This window comes from Microbacter sp. GSS18, assembly GCA_029319145.1.
Lineage (GTDB): Bacteria > Actinomycetota > Actinomycetes > Actinomycetales > Microbacteriaceae > Microbacterium.
This window is the reverse complement of record CP119753.1, coordinates 796590-815368: the sequence shown is the minus strand read 5'-3', so window position 1 is coordinate 815368 and position 18779 is coordinate 796590. Positions and strand designations below refer to the sequence as shown.

The 18779-nt window shown below is 71.6% G+C and carries 19 protein-coding genes; 7 read left to right on the top strand and 12 right to left on the bottom strand.

The window, feature by feature from the left end:
- Positions 1-58 precede the first annotated feature (58 nt).
- On the bottom strand, positions 59-1054 hold the full coding sequence (locus tag P0L94_03845) for a TetR family transcriptional regulator (protein WES65209.1): 996 nt from the start codon (positions 1052-1054) through the stop codon (positions 59-61).
- A gap of 115 nt (positions 1055-1169) precedes the next feature.
- Between P0L94_03845 and lipB the strand changes: the two genes are divergently transcribed.
- Positions 1170-1808: a lipoyl(octanoyl) transferase LipB gene (gene lipB, locus P0L94_03840; GenBank protein ID WES65208.1), complete on the top strand. Its 639-nt coding sequence runs from the start codon at positions 1170-1172 to the stop codon at positions 1806-1808.
- On the top strand, positions 1805-2830 hold the full coding sequence (gene lipA / locus P0L94_03835) for a lipoyl synthase (protein ID WES65207.1): 1026 nt from the start codon (positions 1805-1807) through the stop codon (positions 2828-2830). The genes lipB and lipA overlap by 4 nt, the downstream gene beginning before the upstream one ends.
- Positions 2831-2849: 19 nt before the next feature.
- Here the strand turns inward: lipA and P0L94_03830 are convergent, their stop codons facing one another.
- Genes P0L94_03830 through smc form a run of 3 tightly spaced genes read right to left on the bottom strand, consistent with a single transcriptional unit; the run spans position 2850 to position 7827 of the window.
- A complete protein-coding gene (locus P0L94_03830) occupies positions 2850-3350 on the bottom strand; it encodes a DUF2004 domain-containing protein (protein ID WES65206.1) in 501 nt (166 codons plus the stop codon).
- Between the two features lie 52 nt (positions 3351-3402).
- Positions 3403-4275 carry a signal recognition particle-docking protein FtsY gene (ftsY, locus tag P0L94_03825; GenBank protein ID WES65205.1) on the bottom strand — a complete coding sequence of 291 codons (873 nt, stop codon included), beginning with the start codon at positions 4273-4275 and terminating at the stop codon, positions 3403-3405.
- Positions 4276-4290: 15 nt separating this feature from the next.
- Positions 4291-7827, bottom strand: coding sequence for a chromosome segregation protein SMC (gene smc / locus P0L94_03820; protein ID WES65204.1), 3537 nt, complete (start codon positions 7825-7827; stop codon positions 4291-4293).
- Positions 7828-8298: 471 nt separating this feature from the next.
- Between smc and P0L94_03815 the strand changes: the two genes are divergently transcribed.
- The 3 genes from P0L94_03815 (at position 8299) to P0L94_03805 (ending at position 10811) form a co-directional block, all read left to right on the top strand.
- On the top strand, positions 8299-8550 hold the full coding sequence (locus P0L94_03815) for a hypothetical protein (protein ID WES65203.1): 252 nt from the start codon (positions 8299-8301) through the stop codon (positions 8548-8550).
- Between the two features lie 81 nt (positions 8551-8631).
- On the top strand, positions 8632-9714 hold the full coding sequence (locus tag P0L94_03810) for a GNAT family N-acetyltransferase (GenBank protein ID WES65202.1): 1083 nt from the start codon (positions 8632-8634) through the stop codon (positions 9712-9714).
- Positions 9714-10811 (top strand): GNAT family N-acetyltransferase, encoded by a 1098-nt coding sequence (locus P0L94_03805; GenBank protein ID WES66292.1) that lies wholly within the window; start codon positions 9714-9716, stop codon positions 10809-10811. The genes P0L94_03810 and P0L94_03805 overlap by 1 nt, the downstream gene beginning before the upstream one ends.
- 1 nt (position 10812) lies before the next feature.
- Here P0L94_03805 and P0L94_03800 read toward each other — a convergent pair whose 3' ends face one another.
- Genes P0L94_03800 through P0L94_03770 form a run of 7 tightly spaced genes read right to left on the bottom strand, consistent with a single transcriptional unit; the run spans position 10813 to position 16541 of the window.
- Positions 10813-11343: a hypothetical protein gene (locus P0L94_03800; GenBank protein ID WES65201.1), complete on the bottom strand. Its 531-nt coding sequence runs from the start codon at positions 11341-11343 to the stop codon at positions 10813-10815.
- A 53-nt stretch (positions 11344-11396) separates the two neighbouring features.
- Entirely contained in the window at positions 11397-12305 is a 909-nt protein-coding gene (gene mutM, locus P0L94_03795; protein ID WES65200.1) for a bifunctional DNA-formamidopyrimidine glycosylase/DNA-(apurinic or apyrimidinic site) lyase, read from the bottom strand.
- Entirely contained in the window at positions 12298-13017 is a 720-nt protein-coding gene (gene rnc / locus P0L94_03790; protein WES65199.1) for a ribonuclease III, read from the bottom strand. Before rnc ends, mutM begins: the two co-directional genes overlap by 8 nt.
- Positions 13018-13036: 19 nt before the next feature.
- Positions 13037-13246, bottom strand: a complete 210-nt coding sequence (gene rpmF / locus P0L94_03785; GenBank protein WES65198.1) for a 50S ribosomal protein L32 — start codon at positions 13244-13246, stop codon at positions 13037-13039.
- A gap of 2 nt (positions 13247-13248) precedes the next feature.
- Positions 13249-13818 (bottom strand): YceD family protein, encoded by a 570-nt coding sequence (locus tag P0L94_03780; protein WES65197.1) that lies wholly within the window; start codon positions 13816-13818, stop codon positions 13249-13251.
- A 35-nt stretch (positions 13819-13853) separates the two neighbouring features.
- Entirely contained in the window at positions 13854-14351 is a 498-nt protein-coding gene (gene coaD, locus P0L94_03775; GenBank protein ID WES65196.1) for a pantetheine-phosphate adenylyltransferase, read from the bottom strand.
- A 33-nt stretch (positions 14352-14384) separates the two neighbouring features.
- Entirely contained in the window at positions 14385-16541 is a 2157-nt protein-coding gene (locus P0L94_03770; GenBank protein WES65195.1) for an ATP-dependent DNA helicase RecG, read from the bottom strand.
- A gap of 74 nt (positions 16542-16615) precedes the next feature.
- Here P0L94_03770 and P0L94_03765 point away from each other — a divergent pair, with 74 nt between their 5' ends.
- Positions 16616-17209: a 1-acyl-sn-glycerol-3-phosphate acyltransferase gene (locus P0L94_03765; GenBank protein ID WES65194.1), complete on the top strand. Its 594-nt coding sequence runs from the start codon at positions 16616-16618 to the stop codon at positions 17207-17209.
- 4 nt (positions 17210-17213) lie between these two features.
- Positions 17214-17768, top strand: a complete 555-nt coding sequence (gene rsmD, locus P0L94_03760; protein WES65193.1) for a 16S rRNA (guanine(966)-N(2))-methyltransferase RsmD — start codon at positions 17214-17216, stop codon at positions 17766-17768.
- Positions 17769-17771: 3 nt separating this feature from the next.
- On the opposite strand, the gene thiL is transcribed toward rsmD, so the two are convergent.
- Entirely contained in the window at positions 17772-18767 is a 996-nt protein-coding gene (gene thiL, locus P0L94_03755; GenBank protein WES65192.1) for a thiamine-phosphate kinase, read from the bottom strand.
- Positions 18768-18779 lie beyond the last annotated feature (12 nt).

Sequence of the window (18779 nt, the reverse complement as noted above, 5' to 3'; positions counted from 1 at the left end):
CCACCGATTCTACGCGAGGCGGCGAGGCCGCCCTCGCCCGCGTCGCGAGCGGCGCCCGTCAGCCGTCGCCGAGCTCCTCGAACAGTGTGAGCTGCAGATCGGCGGGGCCGCGCAGGCGGGCGTTGAGCGACCGCCACGGCGTCACGCGCGCCTCGGCCTCGACGCGGGCGCCGGCCTGCTCGAGCCGTCGTGCGGCCCCAGCGGCGTCGTCGACCTCGAGCGCGACGCGGAGCCGGTCGCTGGGCGCACCGCCGTCGGTCTCGACGCTGTCGATGTAGGACACCTGGGCCGGATTGGACAGCTCGAGCGTGGCGCGGCCGGCGTCCAGGATCACCACGCGCGCACCGCCCTCGGCCTCGTACGCCTCGGCCTGGGGCATCCCGGCCGCGTCGCGGTAGAAGCTCACGGCGTCGTCCAGCTCGGGGGCGGTCACGACGAGCCGCAGCTGACGGACGGACCCCGTGGGCGCGGTCGCCACGGTCCCGGCCGAACGAGCGGCGCGCTCGAGGAAGCGGCCGAGCTCGGTGCGCCCGGCGCCGTCGCGCGCCCATGCATCGATGGCGGCGAGCACCGCGCCGCCCCACGCGGCGCCGGCGACATCGGCGCCCAGCCGGTCGGCGCCGGCGCGCGTGAAGCGGTCGGCGACGGCTCGCGCGATGCGGTTGCGCCGCAGCGATGCCTCGCGTTCGAGCTCGTCCTCGAGTCCCATCGCCGCGGCGTTGACGATCCCGAGCGCCAGGGAGTCCGGAACGAAGCGGTCGGCGATCGCCACGACCGCCGCGCGGACCGCCGCCGCCGCGTCGCCCGCGCCACTCCCCGTGGCCGCGAGGCGCCGGGCCATGACCTCGACGCGCTCGTCGAAGCCCGCCCAGAGGATGTCGGACTTCGACGCGAAGTAGTTGAAGAAGCTCGACCGGCTCACGCCGGCCCGCGACGTGATGTCGGCGATCGACGTCGCTTCGAAGCCCCGCTCGAGGAACAGCTCGCACGCCGCCTCCGCCAGGGTCTCGCGCGACGACGCCTTCGGTCTTCCCACACGGCCGGCGCTGCTCACCCCTCCACGGTATCGGCACACGGCCCAGACCGCGGGACGCCGGGGCGGCGTCCGACACCGCGCTCCGGTGGCGTATTGTTGGACGCGTTCCAGAAATCCACCCGGAGGAGATCGGATGCTCGCGATCGAGACCGTCGGCCTGTCCCCCGCCTACGTCCCCTACCGGGACGGGTGGGAGCTCCAGCGCCGCGTCCACGCCGAGGTCGTCGCGGGCGATCGCCCCGACACGCTCCTGCTGCTCGAGCATGAGGCGGTGTACACGGCGGGCAAGCGCACCGAGCCGCACGAACGCCCGACCGACGGCACGCCCGTGATCGATGTGGACCGCGGCGGCAAGATCACGTGGCACGGCCCGGGCCAGCTCGTCGGCTACCCGATCGTCCGCCTGGCGGAGCCCGTCGATGTCGTCGCGCACGTGCGCCGCATCGAGCGTCTCCTCATCGCCGCCCTGCGCGAGCACGGGGTCGAGGGCTACCAGGTCGAGGGCCGCAGCGGCGTGTGGGTGCGCCGACCTCTCTCGGAGGACAAGGTTGCCGCGATCGGTGTCCGGGTCGAGAAGGGCGTGACCATGCACGGGTTCGCGGTCAACTGCGACAACACGCTGGCCGGCTTCCGCGGCATCGTGCCGTGCGGCATCACCGACGCCGGCGTCACCACCATCAGCGAGATCATCGGCGCCGACATCGCGCCGCGCGACATCGTCGCGACGATCTCCCGCGTGTTCGACACGGAGTACGCGGGGGTCGCGGCATGACCGGCTGCGCCACGCCCGGACAGTCGCCGGCCACCGGACCCGACGGGCGGCGGCTGCTGCGCCTCGAGGTCCGCAACGCCCAGACGCCCATCGAGCGCAAGCCCGAGTGGATCAAGACGCGCGCGAAGATGGGCCCCGAGTATCAGGCGCTCCACTCGCTGGTGAAGACCGAAGAGCTCCACACGGTCTGCCAGGAGGCCGGCTGTCCGAACATCTACGAGTGCTGGGAGGACCGCGAGGCGACGTTCCTCATCGGCGGCTCGCAGTGCACGCGCCGCTGCGACTTCTGCCAGATCGACACCGGCAAACCCGCCGACTACGACACCGACGAGCCGCGCCGCGTCGCCGAGAGCGTGCAGCGGATGCAGCTGCGCTACGCGACCATCACGTGCGTGGCCCGAGACGACCTCCCCGACGGCGGCGCATGGCTCAACGGCGAGACCGTGCGTCGCGTTCACGCGCTCAATCCCGGCACCGGGGTCGAGCTGCTGGCCACCGACTTCAACGGCGATCCGGCGCTGCTGGACGTCGTGTTCGAGAGCCGGCCCGAAGTGTTCGCGCACAACGTCGAGACCGTGCCGCGGATCTTCAAGCGGATCCGCCCCGCGTTCCGCTACGACCGTTCGCTCGGCGTGCTCACCCGCGCCCGCGACGCGGGACTCATCACGAAGTCGAACCTCATCCTCGGCATGGGCGAGGAGCCCGAAGAGGTCGTCCAGGCGCTGCACGATCTGCATGATGCCGGCACCGACATCATCACCATCACGCAGTACCTGCGCCCGACGCCTCGCCACCTGCCCGTCGCCCGCTGGGTGAAGCCGGACGAGTTCGTGGCCTTCAAAGAAGAGGCGGAGCGTATCGGCTTCCTCGGCGTGCTGGCGGGACCGCTCGTGCGGTCGTCCTACCGCGCGGGGCGCCTGTGGGCGCAGTCGATGCTCGCCAAGGGCCGCGAGATCCCGCCGCACCTCGCGCACATCGCCGAGGACGTGCACGTCGAGCGGGGGTTCGCGCAGGCTGTGTGACCGGGCTCCTCCGAGGGGCTCAGTCGGCGCTCGTGACCGAGAGCACCGCACCGTCGGAGTCGAGGTTCACCAGCAGCACGTCGTCCGTGGCATCCGGATCCAGCGCGTACTCGAGGACCGCGAACGGATCGGCCCCGCCGTGCTCGTCGGCGAGGATCGTCATGCTCATGAGCTGAAGCGAGCGGATGACGTCGATGTGCACGTCGCCGGAGATGTCGACGAGCAGATCCTCGAGCTCCTCGCCGAGCTGCTCCTGCTGCTGCAGGATGTACTCGGTCACCTCACTGGTGCGGTCGCTCAGCTCGGAGACCATGGCGTTGCGGGCGCTGCGGTCGATCGCCTCGAGCGCCGAGATGAGACCTGCGGCGACGTCGAGCGCGGCCTCGGACACGTCGTCCTGGTCGGGCGCGGTGAGGTCCACCGTCACGGTCTGGTCTCCCAGCTCCACGTTCTCGGACCAGAAGATCGATCCGTCGGGCCCCGACTCGAGGAGTCCGAAGAAGTCGTGCTCGATCGCCATGCCCCCATGAAACCAGGAGCGGCCGCGCGAGCATAACCCCGACTCGCCGTCGTCAGTCGACGAGGGACGCGGCGAAGACGTGCGGAGTGAAGCCGGTGAGATCGCCGATGCCTTCGCCCTGCCCGAGGAGCTTGACGGGGATCCCCGTCTTCTCCTGCACCGCGAGGACGAATCCGCCCTTCGCCGACCCGTCGAGCTTGGTGATGACCAGTCCGGTCACGCCCGCGTGCTCGAGGAACGCCTGGGCCTGCATGACGCCGTTCTGCCCGGTGGTCGCATCGAGCACGAGCAGCACCTCGCTGATCGGCGCCTGCTTCTCGATGACGCGCCTGATCTTGGTCAGCTCGTCCATCAGCCCGCCCTTGGTGTGCAGGCGTCCCGCCGTGTCCACGAGCACGATCTCGGTGCCGGTGCGCTTGGCGTGGTCGATGGTCTGGAACGCGACCGACGCCGGATCCTGACCCTCCTGCTGGGGGCGGACGATGTCGGCTCCCCCGCGCTGGGCCCACGTCGCGAGCTGATCGACGGCGGCGGCGCGGAACGTGTCCGCCGCGCCGACGACGACCGAGCGACCGTACCGCTGCAGGAACTTCGCGAACTTGCCGATCGTGGTCGTCTTGCCGACGCCGTTGACGCCGACGACCAGCACCACCGCCGGGCGCTCGGTGAGCTTGAGCGTCGTGTCGAACTTCGCGAAGTGCTCCTCGAGGGTCTCCTTGAGCATGCGCTGCAGATCCCGGGGATCGGTCGTACGGAAGCGGTCGACCTTCTCGCGGAGCTCGTCGACGATGCGCTCGGCGATGTCGGGGCCGAAGTCTGCGGTCAGCAGAGCGGTCTCGAGGTCGTCCCACGTGGTCTCGTCGATCGTGGGCTTGACGAACATGCCGCGCAGCGCGCGCCCCAGGGACCAGGAGTTCTCGGCCATGTCTCCAGCCTACGGTCACGCGCTCGCGTGCTCGCGCACGCGCTGCCCGACGACGGCCGAGACGCCGTCCTGCCGCATCGACACGCCGTAGAGCGCGTCGGCGATCTCCATCGTCCGCTTCTGGTGGGTGATGACGATGAGCTGACTGCTCTCCCGAAGCTGCTCGAACACGCCGAGCAGCCGCCCGAGGTTCGCATCGTCGAGTGCGGCCTCGACCTCGTCGAGGATGTAGAACGGGCTCGGGCGGGCCTTGAAGATCGCCGTCAGCAGGGCGACGGCGGCCAGTGACCGCTCGCCGCCCGACAGCAGCGACAGCCGCTCGATCTTCTTGCCCACCGGGCGCACCGCCACCTCGATGCCGGTCGTCAGCGGGTTCTCGGGATCGGTCAGCGAGATGCTGCCCGAGCCGCCCGGGAACAGGATCGGGAACACTTCGCCGAACGCCACGCGGGTGTCTTCGAACGCCGCCAGGAAGATCGACTGCATGCGCTCGTCGAGCTCGCCGATGATCGTCAGGAGATCCTTGCGCGTCTGCGTGAGGTCGGACAGCTGCTCGGTGAGGAAGCTGTGCCGCTGCTCGAGCGCTGCGAACTCCTCGAGCGCGAGCGGGTTCACGCGCCCGAGCCGGCCGAGCTTGCGTTCGGCCTCCTGCAGTCGCCTGCGCTGTTCGGCGCGGTCGTACGGCACCGTCGCCGGCTCGTCCGCGAGCGCCCCGTCCTCGCGGGCCGGCGCATCATCGCGGGGAACCGGCTGGTCAGGTCCATATTCCGAAATGAGAATGTCCTCGTCGAGCCCGAGCTCCGACCGCGACCGCTCGAGGAGCCCGTTCACATGCAGACGCTTCTCGTGGATCTGCAGCTCGAGCCCGTGGACGCTCTCGGTGAGCGCGGCGAGGCGCTCTCGGACTCCGCTCTCCTGCCCACGCAGTGCGGCGAGTTCGGCCGTCACCGCGGTGCGCGTCGATTCGGCCTCGGCGAGCTCCAGCCGCGCCTGAGAGACGGAGCGGTCGGCCGAATCGAGCACCGCCGGCAGCTGGGCCACGACGCCCTCGGCGATCTCGCGCTGGGCCCTCCGGATCACGGCGCGGCGTGCGGCCTCCGCGGCCGCCTCGCGCTCGCGGTCGCGCTGCCGCTCGAGCTGCGCCACGCGGGCCTCCTCGGCGCGGATGCGCTCGCGCAGCGTCTCGACGTCCAGGCGCGTGCGCATCTCACCGTCGCGGGCCGCTTCGAGTGATTCGAGCAGACCGTCGCGCGCGGAGGCATCGAGGATCGGCCGCGGCGCCTCGAGCGCCGAGGCCAGCTGATCCTCCGCCGACCGCGCCGCCGCTTCCGCTTCCTCGACCGCGGTCTGCGCCTGCGCGAGACCGGCCGCCAGTCGCTCGCACTCCGCGACGGCGGCTTCGTGGCGCACGGTGGCGCGATTGACCTTCTCGGCATGCGCCGCCAGGGCCGCGTCGTGCTCGCGCAGCGTCGCCAAGGTCGCCGCGGTCCTCTGCCGCGCCTCCTTCAGCGCCGCGGTGCGCTCCTCGAGGGCCGCCCGCAGACTGTCGGCCACGACCGCGATCTCGTCACGCCGCTCGGCCGCCGCGTCGCGCTCCGCGACGAGTTCGAGTCGGGAGCGCGACGATCCGGTCCCTGCCCGCAGGCCGTAGGGCGTCCACAGCTCGCCGCCGCGAGTGACGATCGTGATGCCCGCGTCGGCCAGTCCGTCGTCCGCGGCCCGTGCCCCCTCGAGGTCCTCGGCGACGAAGACGTCGCGCAGGACCCGCAGGACGCCCTCGGGGCCCGTCACGACGTCGACGGCCGGGACCAGACCGCGCGGCGTCTCCGTGCGCCGGCCCTCCCCGCCCGCGTGCGCGACCACGACGTCCACGACGCCGAGGTCGCCGTCCCGCGCAGCATCCGCCAGGGCGACCGCATCGTCCCACTCGTCGACGAGAACGCCCTCGGCCAGCGACCCCAGGACGGCCGCGACGGCCGGCTCGTACCCGGCCCTGATCTGAACGGCATCCGACACGATGCCGCGCACTCCCGGCGCGCCGTCGGCGATGAGCGCGGAAGCCGCGCTCTTGACGTCGAGGGCGCGCCCGAGCGCCGCAGTCTGGGCCGTGAGCGCTTCGACCTCGCGCTCTGCGGCGTGCAGACGCTCGCGCAGGTCGCCCACCGCCGTCTCGGCATCGGTCGCGTCGCGCTGGGCGCGCTCGTAGGCTGCGGCGTGCTCGGCCGACGAGTTCTCGGGAACGAGGTCGGGGTCCACGCCCGCGAGCGTCTCCTCCGCTTCGGCTCGGCGCGCCAGAGCCGCGTCGAGGGCGCGCTGCTGCCGCTCGACGGCCGAGTGCACGGCGGCCTTCGCGGAGGCCGCCGCCTCGGCGCTGCCGCGGAGCGCGGTGATCTTCATGTCGTGCTCGGACACGAGCGCGCTCTGCTCGGCGATGTCCACATCGAGCGCGTCGAGCTCGGCGCGCGCGCGGATCACTTCGCGCGCCGCGGCCGCGGCCGCGTCCTGCGCGCTGCCCAGACCCTCGGAGAGCGTGTCGATCTCACCGCGCGCGTCGTCGATCATGGCCTGCGAAACCGTGACCCGCCGCGACTCGTCCTCATCGGCCGCCGACTCGCCCAGCAGCGCCAGCCGCTGGCCGGCCAGCGTGTACAGCGCACGCAGCCGCTCCTGCACCCGCTCGAGGCCGAAGGCGACGCGACGTGCCTCGTCCACCGCCTCGGATCGCTGCTCGGCCTCGAGGCGCTGGACGTTCGCGCGAACCTGCTCGAGCTGATCCTCGAGCACGATGCGCTCGGCGTGGCGCTCATGTTCGGTGCGGGTGAAGTCGGCGAGCTGAGCGCGCATCGCGACGAGCTCGTCGGCGAACAGGCGCGCCTTCGCGTCGCGCACGACGGCGGCGATCGTGGCGGCCTCGCGTGCGATCTCGGCCTGCCGACCCAGCGGCTTGAGCTGTCGCCGGATCTCGCCGGCGAGATCGCTGAGGCGGGTCAGGTTGGCCTCCATCGCCTCGAGCTTGCGGAGGGTCTTCTCCTTGCGCCGTCGGTGCTTGAGGATCCCGGCGGCCTCCTCGATGAAGCCCCGCCGGTCCTCGGGGGTGGCCTGCAGCACCGCGTCGAGGCGACCCTGGCCGACGATCACGTGCATCTCGCGCCCCAGCCCGGAATCGCTCAGCAGCTCCTGGACGTCGAGCAGGCGGCACCCCTCGCCGTTGATCGCGTACTCGCTGGCCCCGTTGCGGAACAGAGTGCGGCTGATCGTGACCTCGGTGTACTCGATCGGCAGCGCGCCGTCGGAGTTGTCGATCGTGAGCTGCACCTCGGCGCGGCCGAGCGGCCCGCGCGTCGCGGTGCCCGCGAAGATGACGTCCTCCATCTTGCCGCCGCGCAGGGTCTTGGCCCCCTGCTCGCCCATCACCCATGCGAGCGCGTCGACGACGTTGGACTTGCCCGATCCGTTCGGTCCGACGATGCAGGTCACGCCCGGCTCCAGCGCGAACGTGGTCGGCTGGGCGAACGATTTGAACCCTTTGAGCGTCACGCTCTTCAGGTGCATATCCGCGCCCCCCGCCCGATCGATTACCGCACTACGCTACCCGAGTGTTCCGCGGTCGCCGTCACGGCGGGCCGACACTCGGGCGCATCGGGCGACACGCCCGTCCGCTGCCGAATCTGAGAAAAGGCTTGACGCCCGGTCATCCGCGCGGATATTGTTCATTCCCGCAACCGAAGTCGAGAAAGGAGGCCTCCGAATGTTCATTCACACTGCGCACAAGCTCGTTCCCACGATGCTCGAGTTCGTCACGTCGACGGGGGCCGTCTCCTTCGGAGTGCGTCAGAACGGCCGCGTTCACACCGCCATCTGACCTGCGCACAGGAGGACTCTGCCCGCACCCGGGCGTGACGTCCCCGTGCCCCCGCTGAGAAGCGCCCCTCGGGCTGCTCTCGCACCTCTCTCCGTGCTGCGGCACGGTCTCACCGCCCGGCATGTGCTCCGGGCACCCACCTCCCACAAGGAAGCGACATCATGAACATCCTGATCGCGCCGCAGCGCAGCCCGGCACTGCCGAGCGAGCTGCCCGACCGACCGTCCCGCCGCCGTCCGTCCGCGCTGGACCGCTTCGCCTTCGCGATCGGTCTGCGCCTGCTGCTGTGGAGCGCCCGGTCGCGGCCCGAGCCCGACCGCGCACGCCATCGGCTCAGCCGCGAGCAGCACGACGCCCGAGCAGCACGCGAGCAGCACTGGCAGTCGCTCGCACTGCGCGCACCGCTGCACTGAGACGGGGCCCGCCGCCGGCGGGCCCCGATCCCAGGCCTGACCCTCCCCCATCGACCACACGAACGAATCGGACTTCAGGACATGCCTGACACCCTCACCGACGTGGAGCTTCGTCCCCTCGTCCTCCCCGCAACCGTCGATGCCGCCGACGCGGGCGACTACCTCGAGATGGTGCGCGTGCGCAACGCCGTGTACCGCGAGATCTCCGGCCACGACGATCACGCCATCGCGGCCGACGAGCTGCTTCCGTACCTGCCGTCGACGCCCGACACCGAGCGCCGCATGTGGATCGTGCTCGATCGCGGAGACGTCGTCGGCCGCATCGGCCTCGACTTTCCGCTCGAGCACGACTCGACCGTCGCCTTCTGGCTCATCGAGCTGCTCAGCGCGGCCGGAGGGCGCGGCATCGGCTCGGCGGCCTACGACCTGGTCGAGCGCACCGCGCGCGATCGCGGGCGGACCGTTCTGCAGTCGTGGGCCGAGCACCCGGCCGCGCCCGGTCCGCAGCTGAGCGCGCCCACGGGCTTCGGCCACATCCCGCACGACCACGCGGCGCGGTTCTACCTTCGGCACGGCTACGCCCTCGAACAGATCGAGCGCAACAGCGCGTTCGATCTGCAGGGCTCCTTCGACACCGTCGAGCGGCTGCTCGACGACGCGCAGACGCTGGCATCCGGCTACCGCATCGTGCAGTGGTCGCCCCCGACCCCGGCCGAGCACGTGCGCTCGTACGGGTGGATGAAGTCGCGCATGGTCACCGATGCGCCCGCCGCCGGTCTGGACTTCGACGAGGAGGACTGGGACGCTGCGCGCGTCGCACGGCACGACGCCGTCTACCTCGACGGCGGACGTCTGCTGCAGGTCACCGCGGCTCAGCACATCGCGACGGGCGAGCTCGTCGCCTTCAACGAACTGGTCATCGGAAAGGACCGCGCGCGCGCCTCGCACCAGGAGGACACGCTCGTGCTGAAGGAGCACCGCGGACACCGCCTGGGGATGCTCGTGAAGTGCGCGGGCCTGATCAGCTGGCGTGACATCGCGCCGGAGTCGCCCCGTGTGCTCACCTGGAACGCCGAGGAGAACCGCCCGATGCTCGCCATCAACGAGGCGATCGGATTCGCTCCCATCGCGTACAACGGAGCCTGGAAGAAGGTGCTGTCGTGATGCTCGACACCGCGACCGGCATCACGATCGCCCCGATCCCGGTCCCCGCCGCGTTCGAGACGGCGGACCTGCAGGCCTTCGGAGAGCTGGCCCGCCTCTGGAACGCCGCATGCCGGCACGATTCGGGGCACTCCCACTTCGACACGACGGCGCACGAGATCGTCCCCGCCTGGACCGACCGGACGAACCGCCTCACCGTCGGCTTCCTGGCTCTCGACGGCCCGCAGGCCATCGGCGCGGCCACGGCCACGGTGCCGCTCGAGGAGGGCGCGGACACGGTGGAGTTCGATCTGTTCGTCGACCCCGCCCGATGGGACGAGAACGTCGCGGGCCGCCTGCTGGCGGCAGTCGAGCGGGTCGCCGCGGAACACGGCCGCACGACGCTCCAGATCTACACGCTGCATCGCCCGGACACCGCCGGCGCCCGGCTGCCGGCGCCCACCGGCAGCGGATCGATCCCCGCCGGGGACCGGCAGACCCGGCTGATGCTCGACCACGGCTACGGCCTGCAGCAGGTCGAGCGCAACAGCACCCTCGATCTCGCCGCGGATGCCGGACGACTCTCCGTGCTGCGGGATCGCGCGGCGGCAGCCTCGGCCCCGTCCTACCGCACCGTGAGCTGGACGGGCCCGACCCCGGCCGAGCTCAAGGGCGGATTCGCGTACGCCCTGTCGAGGATGTCGACCGATGTGCCGATGGGCGGGCTCGACATCACCGAGGAGGTCTGGGACGCCGCGCGCGTGGATCGCCGGGAAGCCCGGCTCGCGGCCGCGCGTCTCACCGTGGGCGTCACGTGCGCGATCCACGTCCCCACCGGGGACGTCGCCGCGTACACCGAGCTCGCCATCGGGGAGGACCCGGGCGCGGCGACGCAGCAACTCGGGACCCTCGTCCTGCGCGAGCACCGCGGACACCGCCTCGGCATGCTCGTCAAGTGCGAGAACCTGCTGCGCTGGCGCTCGGTCGCGCCCCGATCGCCGCGCGTGTCGACGTTCAACGCCGAGGAGAACCGCTACATGCTCGACGTCAACGAAGCGATCGGGTTCGTGCCGGCCTCCTACGCCGGGGCGTGGCAGAAGCGGATCGACGAGGGGTGAATCAGCCGGCCGAGCACTGGTTGTAGTTGCTGCTGTTGCCGTCGCGGCGCTTCGTGATGTACCCCGTCAGGTCGCCGACGACGGAATACGGCGCCACCGCGGCCACGGTGGCGTTCACGGTGCCCTGCTGGTTCGTGCCGAGGGTGAAGTGGACCGAGATCACGCCCACGAACGGACCACCGGGGGCGGCGACGATGTACGGGTCGGCCACGGTGCCGCTGCCGCTCTCGACCGGGAAGCCCGGGGTCGCGGTGAACGAGCCGCCGCCGGAGTGGGTGAGCGTGATCGCCACCTTGGCTGTGAGAGGGAAGGGGCCGATGCTGACGGTGATTGTGCCGGTGACGCCCGAGCCGTTGCACGAGCCCTGAACCGAGACGTTGCCGGTCGCGCCCGCTCCGCCCTCGGGCGGGACGCTCGCCGCCGCCTCGGGCACGGCCGCGGCCACGGCGATGACGGGAACCGCCCACGCTGCTGCCTTCGCCACCGTGCGTCGGCCGACGACGCGGTCGGCACCGTGCTTCTCGGAATCCATGGAGCCCCCTCAAGACGACGGCGACGACGGTCGCGCCGTCGCCTCCGGACAATTTACCGGATCCTCTGGCACCGCGCGCAGAAGTGACTCGAACGGTTGGTGAACGACACGCGCACGATCGGCCGGCCGCAGCGGGGGCAGGGACTGCCCGTGCGACCGTACGCGTTGAGCGAGTGCGCGAAGTACCCCGCCTGCCCGTTGACGTTGACGTACTGGGCGTCGAAACTCGTGCCGCCCTCGGCGAGGGCCTTCTCGAGCACGGCGCGCACCTCCGCGAGCAGACGGTTCGCCGCGCGGGTCGAGAGCGAACGCGAGACGGTCTCGGGATGGATGCGCGCCGCCCACAGCGCCTCGTCGGCGTAGATGTTGCCGACGCCGCTGACGACCGTCTGGTCGAGCAGCACGCGCTTGATCGCCGACTCCTTGCGGGCGAGCGTCGCGCGGAACGCGCGTTCCGAGAAGGCGGGGTCGAGCGGATCGCGGGCGATGTGGGCGACCTGCGTGGGCACGCGCGGCTCGGGGGATCCGAATCCCCCCGCCGCGTCATCGGGCGTCGGCACGAGCGCGTCCAGCGCCAGCGAGCCGAAGGTCCGCTGGTCGGCGAACACGACCGCGAGCTCGCCGTGAACGGGATGTTCGATGCCGATCCGCACCCGCTCGTGACGCTCACGATCCGCACCGGGCTCGCGCAGCAGCAGCTGACCGCTCATCCCGAGGTGCGCCACGACCGCCGCCTCATCCCACCGATCGTCCTGCGCGACGAGGGGGAGCCACAGGAACTTGCCGCGGCGCACCGCGGCCGAGATCGACCGTCCGCGAAGTGCCGCCTCGAAGTCGGCGCCTGACCCGGTGTGCCGGGTCAGCGCGCGCTCGTCGAGGACCTCGACATCGGACACCCGTGCACCCGCGACCGCCGGTTCGAGGCCGACGCGGACGACCTCGACCTCGGGAAGCTCAGGCACGCCCGCTGAGCTCGCGCCAGGCGGCCAATGCCGCGGCCATCTCGGCCTGCTTCTTGCTCGTCCCCGTACCCGTGGTCCTCACATCCGCCGCCGCGACGGTGGCCGTGAACACGCGGTCGTGGTCGGGCCCGGCCGCCGTCACCTCGTAGTGGGGCGGCGGCGCGCCCAGATGCGCGACGAGCTCCTGGAGCGTGGTCTTGGGGTCCACCGCGGCGCCGACGCGCTCGGGGTCGTCCAGCAGCGGCTGGACCAGGCGCAGCACGAGCGCCGTGGCGGCATCCGGTCCGGCGGACAGGAACGTCGCGCCGAAGACGGCCTCCATCGTGTCGGCGAGGATCGAGTCCTTGCCCCGGCCGCCCGTGAGCTCTTCGCCACGACCGAGGCGGACATAGTCGCCCAGGCCGATGCCGCGGGCGATCTCGGCGAGAGCCACCGTCGACACGACGCCTGCTCGGCGCTTGGCCAGCACGCCCTCATCGAGGTCGGGATACTCCCGGTAGAGCCGCACGGTGACGGCCTGACCGAGCACGGAGTCGCCGAGGAACTCGAGGCGCTCGTTGTGGGGCGCCTGACCGTGCTCGTACGCCCAGGACCGGTGCGTGAGCGCGAGCTGCAGAAGCTCGGGGTCGATGTCGACCCCGAGCTTCTGTGAAAGGTGAAGCACGGTCGCGGGCGTGACGCCGGCGCGATCCGCTGATGTGACCTCGGTCACGATCCGCCGTTTCCGGGGATCAGACGTCGGCGACCTTGCGGCCCTTGTACTCGAGGAACAGCTCGGTGCCCTGCGAGTCGGTGACGACCTTCGCCTGGTGCGGACGGCTGTAGACGGTCTTGCCGTTCTCGACGGTCTTGACGAGCGCGGGGGCCTCGGCCTTCCACTGCGCACGGCGCGAACGCGTGTTGGAACGGGAGACCTTGCGCTTCGGGGGGTTACCTGCCATGGCTAGCTCTCTTCTGTGTTCTCGACGTCGGTGCGCGGCGCATCGTCGTCGTGGTCTGGGGTGTAGTCCTGGAGCGCGGCCCAGCGCGGATCGATGGGCGAGCCCTTCTGCGTGTCGGTGCTCTCGGTCAGTCTTTCGCCCGTGGCCGGATCGAGGCCGAGGCAATCCGGCTGACACACCGGCTGAAACGGAAGCGACAGGACGATCGCATCCCTGACGGGAGTTTCAAGATCCACGTGGTCGTCTTGAACCTCGAAGTCAGTTGCTTCCGAACCAGGATACGCGAAAAGCTCCTGAAACTCGACTTCGACGGGCCGGGCGATGTCCGTCAGGCACCGCCCGCACACGCCGCGGTAGGTCGTGTCGATCTCGGCCGTGACGAGGATCCCCTCGTGGACGTACTCGAGCCGGGCGTCCACCGACACCGGCTCGCCCTCTTCCACGACGACGAGACCCTCACCCCATTTCGCGGGCGCCGGGACCTCGAGGGTCACCTCGCGGGAGTCGCCGGGGCGGCCTTCGATGTCTCGGACGGAGAGGACGAACGGACCCGTCATGTGCTTCCTGACCACGGTCCCCCATCGTACCGGCGTAGCGCCGCGACGGCTCAGCCGGCAGTGGAACCGGAGTCGAGGAAGCGCGCGACGGCGGGCGGCACGAACGCCGACACGTCACCGCCGAGCGCGGCGACCTGGCGCACGAGCGAGCTCGAGACCATCGCGTGGGCCGGATCGGGCAGCAGGAACACCGTCTCGATCCCGGCGAGGTGCCGGTTCACGATCGCCATCGGCGTCTCGTACGCGACATCGACCTGGGATCGGATGCCCTTGACGAGCACCCCGGCGTCGACGTCCACCGCGTAGTCGACCAGCAGCCCCATGCTCCACGACGCGACCACGACGTTGCCGTCGATGCCGGCGTCGGCGACCGACTGCTCGAGCAGCGACAGACGCTGGGCGATCGGCAGCATCGCCTCCTTGTCGGGATTGTGCACGACCAGCACGTGCAGCTCGTCGTAGAGCGATGCAGCGCGCTGGATGACGTCCAGGTGCCCGAGGGTCGGCGGGTCGAAGGATCCGGGGACGACGGCGATCCGTGGGTTCACCCGGCCAGCCTATCGGTACTCCCGCGGACCGATTCAGGTCTTGGCCAGGGCCGCGCGCTCCTGCATGCCGACGCGCCTCTCGAGCGCGGCGGCGAGCGCGGTGTGTCGCATCAGCGCGGGATCTTCCCCGAGCACCGACTCGGCCGCGACGCGGGCCCGGGCGATGATGTCGGCGTCCGTGACGACCCGCAGCAGACGCAGCGAGGAGCGCGCGCCCGACTGCGCGTCGCCGAGGACGTCGCCTTCGCCGCGCAGCTCGAGGTCGCGCTCGGCCAGCGCGAAGCCGTCGGCGGTCTCGGCCACGGCGTCCACGCGCGCTCGGGCGAGCGAGCCGGCTTCGGCCTCGGTGACGAGCAGGCACAGTCCGGCGAAGGATCCCCGCCCGACGCGCCCGCGCAGCTGATGCAGCTGGGACACTCCGAACCGGTCGGCCTCGAGGATCACCATCGTGGACGCGTTCGGCACATCGACGCCGACCTCGATCACCGTCGTCGCCACCAGCACATCCACATCGCCGCGCGAGAAGGCCTGCATCACGGCGTCCTTCTGCTCGCCCGGCATCTTGCCGTGCAGGATCTCGACGCGGATGCCGTCGAACGCCGGATGGCGCGACAGCAGGTCGGCCACCTGCACGACACCCCAGCGCGTGCGCCGGCCGTCGCCGGGCTCGACGAGATCGTCGTCGGTGTCGTCGCGGCTGAGCGCCTCGGAGTCGATGGCGGGACAGACCACGAAGGCCTGTCGGCCGTCGGCGATCTCTTCGGCGATGCGATCCCACACGCGCGCGAACCAGGCCGGCTTCTCGGCGAGAGGCGCCACATGCGTCTGGATCCCCGCTCGGCCGGCGGGGAGGGTGCGGATCGTCGAGACGTCGAGATCGCCGAAGACGGTCATCGCCACCGTGCGCGGGATGGGCGTCGCGGTCAGCACGAGCGCGTGCGGCGACGCCCCCTTGGACCGCAGCTGTTCGCGCTGCTCGACCCCGAACCGGTGCTGCTCGTCGACGACGACGAGACCGAGGTCTGCGAACGTCGTCGACTCGCTGAGGAGGGCATGGGTTCCGATCACGATGCGCGATTGCCCGGACGCCGCACGCAGGGCCGATCGACGTCTCTCGGCCGCAGGGAGCTGCCCGGTCAGCAGCGTCGGCATGAGCTCGGGTGCCAGCTCGGGCCCGAGCATGCGCACGATGGAGCGCAGATGCTGCGCCGCGAGCACCTCGGTCGGCGCGATGAGTGCGGACTGGCCACCGCTCTGCGCGACCTGGAGCATCGCCCGCAGCGCGACGAGGGTCTTCCCCGAGCCGACCTCGCCCTGCACGAGGCGGTTCATCGGCCAATCGCCCTGCAGGTCGCGTTCGATCTGGTCGCCCACCGATCGCTGATCGGGGGTGCGCGAGAACGGCAGCGCGGCGTCGAAGCGCTCGAGAAGCCCGCCGGGCGGACGCGAGGTCGCCGAGAGCGCACGCACGAATGCGCGCTGCTGCAGAAGCGCCGTCTGGAGGAGGAACGCCTCGTGCATGCGGAGCGTCGCCCGCGCCGGCTCGACCTGATCGAGCCCCTCGGGCCGATGGATGCGCTCGATCGCGGTGCGTGCGTCGAGCAGTCCCTCTCGTGCCCGCAGGTCGTCGGGAAGCGGGTCGGGCACCTCCCCCAGGCCGTCGAGCACGAGATCGACGATCTTGGCGATCTGCCAGCTCGCGATCGTCGACGTCGCCGGGTAGATCGGGATGGGCACCGTCGCGTAGCTCGCCGCGTTCACCTGCGCCTCGAGCTCGTCGTCGAACAGCTCGTAGTCGGGGTGCGCGAGCTGCTTCGCACCGCGGTACTCCCCCACCTTGCCGGCGAAGATCCCCCGACGCCCCGGGCGCAGATCCTTGGCGCGCCACGACTGGTTGAAGAAGGTGAGCGACAGCTCTCCGTGACCGTCGCCGATGAGCACCTCGAGGAGGGTCCCCTTGCGGTTCTGCATCCGGCGCTCGTTGACGCGTCGCACATCGGCGACGATGGTGACAGCCTCCCCTACCGGCAGCGACACGATGGAGGTCAGTTCACCGCGGCGCGCATAGCGACGCGGGTAGTGGGAGAGCAGCTCCCCCACCGTCCGCAGGCCGAACGCACGCTCGAGAGCGGCCGCCGTCTTGCCGCCGACCGCGCCGTCGAGGCGGGAATCGAGGGTGAACGACGCCATGACACGAGTCTAGGCATCGCCGCGGACGCGGGGCCGTGGGGCGGACGCACAGCGGGCCCGCCTACGGTGGAGGGGTGATCCGATCCCTCCTCGCCCGCGTCTACTGGATGTTCAGCCGCTGGACCCTGACGACCGAGCCCGCCCCCACGCGCCCGACCGTCCTCATCGGCGCGCCGCACACCTCGAACTGGGACTTCGTGCTCATGCTCGCCATCGCGTGGCGGCTGGGGATCGACGTTCGCTGGCTGGGCAAGGATTCTCTGTTCCGCGGCTGGCGGGGCCCCGTGATGCGCGCTCTGGGCGGCATCCCGGTCGACCGACGCGACCCGCGCGGGGTCGTGGCGGACGTCGTCGGGCGCGTCCACGACGGCGAGGTCTTCGGGCTGGTGGTCACGCCCGAGGGCACGCGCGGCAGCGGCAGCCACTGGAAGTCGGGGTTCTACCGGATCGCGCGGGACACCGGGATGCCGGTCACGCTGGGCTACGTCGACCGCACCACCATGACCACCGGCCTCGGCCCCACGATCGAGCTGACGGGCGACGTCGCGGCGGACATGGATCGCATCCGCGCGTTCTACGCCGACAAGTCCGGCCTGCGCCCGCACCTGCGCACCGAGCCGCGCCTGCGCGACGAGGCGCCGGATGCGACGTCGGCCGGACTATCGTGAGCGTGTGACGCGCATCATCGGCGGCTCCGCAGGCTCGCTCACCCTCGACGTTCCCGGCAGCGGCACGCGTCCCACGAGCGACCGGGTCCGCGAATCCCTGTTCGGTTCGCTCGAGTCGGCCGATGCCATCGCGGACGCCGCCGTCCTCGACCTCTACGCGGGCTCGGGCGCCCTGGGGCTCGAGGCGCTCAGCCGCGGCGCGGCCAGTGCGGACCTCGTCGAGAAAGCCCCGCGAGCGGCCTCGGTCGCCGAGCGCAACGCCCGCAAGGTCGGTGCCGCCGCGGGTCGACCCGCACGCGTGCACCGCACGGCGGCCGACGCCTTCCTGCGCACCGCTGCGGGTCCGTTCGACCTGGTGTTCCTCGATCCTCCCTACGACGTCGGCGAGACCGAGCTCGCCGCGACGCTGTCGCTGCTCGCTCCGCACCTGGCCGCCGCCGCCCTCGTCGTCATCGAGCGCGGCGCGCGGTCGCCGGAGCCGGCCCTCCCGGCGGGCCTGACGCCGCTCCGCTCCAAGCGCTACGGCGACACGACGCTGTGGTGGGCCGAGGCCGACTGAGGGTCAGCCGCGTCCGGCGTCCCAGTCCCGGTACGGGTCCCAGCCGGCCCGGCCCAGGACCGGCTCGCCGTCCACCGTGACCGGCGCCTGCGCGCGAGGGCGGACGCGCCCGATCTCGCGGAAGCCGTGGGGCAGCGCGCGCGAGGCCGGGAACGTCGCCAGCAGCCCGTGGTCCTCACCGCCGCCGAGCGCGAGCGCGGTGTCGTCGCCCAGGGCATCCCGGTCGATGTCGATCGTGACCTCCGAGGCGTCGGCCATCCTGGTGGCGTCCAGCGCGAGCCCGTCCGAGACGTCCATCATGGCGGTCGCTCCCGCCTCGGCCGCCGCGGGCCCCAGGGCCAGGGGCGGATGCGGGCGCAGCTGTGTCGCGACGGCTGCCGCATCCGTCTCCGAGAGCTGCCCGTGCGCGATCGCGACGGGACGGCCGGCGTCATCCGTGAAGCGGTCGAAGAGCACGGCGAGCCCCCGGGCCGCCCGCCCGAGATCGCCGGCGAGCGCGACGACGTCCCCGGTCCGCGCCCCGGAGCGCAGCACGGGTGCGCGCCCGTCCAGAGACCCCAGCGCGGTCACCGCGATGGTGAGGGTGTCCGAGACCGTGAGGTCGCCGCCCTCGACGGTGCATCCCGGAGCGAGCGCCGTGCACGCGTCGCGCAGCCCGTCGGCGAGGCCCTCCACGAAGGACAGCCGTGTGTCGTCGGGCATCGCCAGTGCCACCAGCAGTGCCACCGGCCGGGCCCCCATCGCGGCGATGTCGGCGAGGTTCACCGCGGCGGACTTCCAGCCCAGGTCGTAGGCGCTGGACCATGACAGCCGGAAGTCCGGCCCGTGCACGAGCGTGTCGGTGGTGGCGACGACGCGCCCGTCCGCGACCGAGAGCACGGCGGCGTCGTCACCCGGGCCCACCGGTGCCGACGACGGCCCGAGCACCTCGAGGATCCTGCGCAGGATCGTCCCCTCCGAGAGGGAGCCGACGGTGGGATCTGGATCGGAACCGGTCACGCTCTCCACGGT

Excerpts from the sequence above, each read along its gene's own strand:
- P0L94_03810 (WES65202.1), top strand. The coding sequence starts at position 8,632 with ATGCCTGACACCCTCACCGACGTGGAGCTTCGTCCCCTCGTCCTCCCC.
- P0L94_03805 (WES66292.1), top strand. The coding sequence starts at position 9,714 with ATGCTCGACACCGCGACCGGCATCACGATCGCCCCGATCCCGGTCCCC.
- P0L94_03770 (WES65195.1), bottom strand. The coding sequence starts at position 16,541 with ATGGCGTCGTTCACCCTCGATTCCCGCCTCGACGGCGCGGTCGGCGGC.
- rpmF (WES65198.1), bottom strand. The coding sequence starts at position 13,246 with ATGGCAGGTAACCCCCCGAAGCGCAAGGTCTCCCGTTCCAACACGCGT.
- lipA (WES65207.1), top strand. The coding sequence starts at position 1,805 with ATGACCGGCTGCGCCACGCCCGGACAGTCGCCGGCCACCGGACCCGAC.
- P0L94_03815 (WES65203.1), top strand. The coding sequence starts at position 8,299 with ATGAACATCCTGATCGCGCCGCAGCGCAGCCCGGCACTGCCGAGCGAG.
- ftsY (WES65205.1), bottom strand. The coding sequence starts at position 4,275 with ATGGCCGAGAACTCCTGGTCCCTGGGGCGCGCGCTGCGCGGCATGTTC.
- lipB (WES65208.1), top strand. The coding sequence starts at position 1,170 with ATGCTCGCGATCGAGACCGTCGGCCTGTCCCCCGCCTACGTCCCCTAC.
- smc (WES65204.1), bottom strand. The coding sequence starts at position 7,827 with ATGCACCTGAAGAGCGTGACGCTCAAAGGGTTCAAATCGTTCGCCCAG.
- P0L94_03800 (WES65201.1), bottom strand. The coding sequence starts at position 11,343 with ATGGATTCCGAGAAGCACGGTGCCGACCGCGTCGTCGGCCGACGCACG.
- P0L94_03830 (WES65206.1), bottom strand. The coding sequence starts at position 3,350 with ATGGCGATCGAGCACGACTTCTTCGGACTCCTCGAGTCGGGGCCCGAC.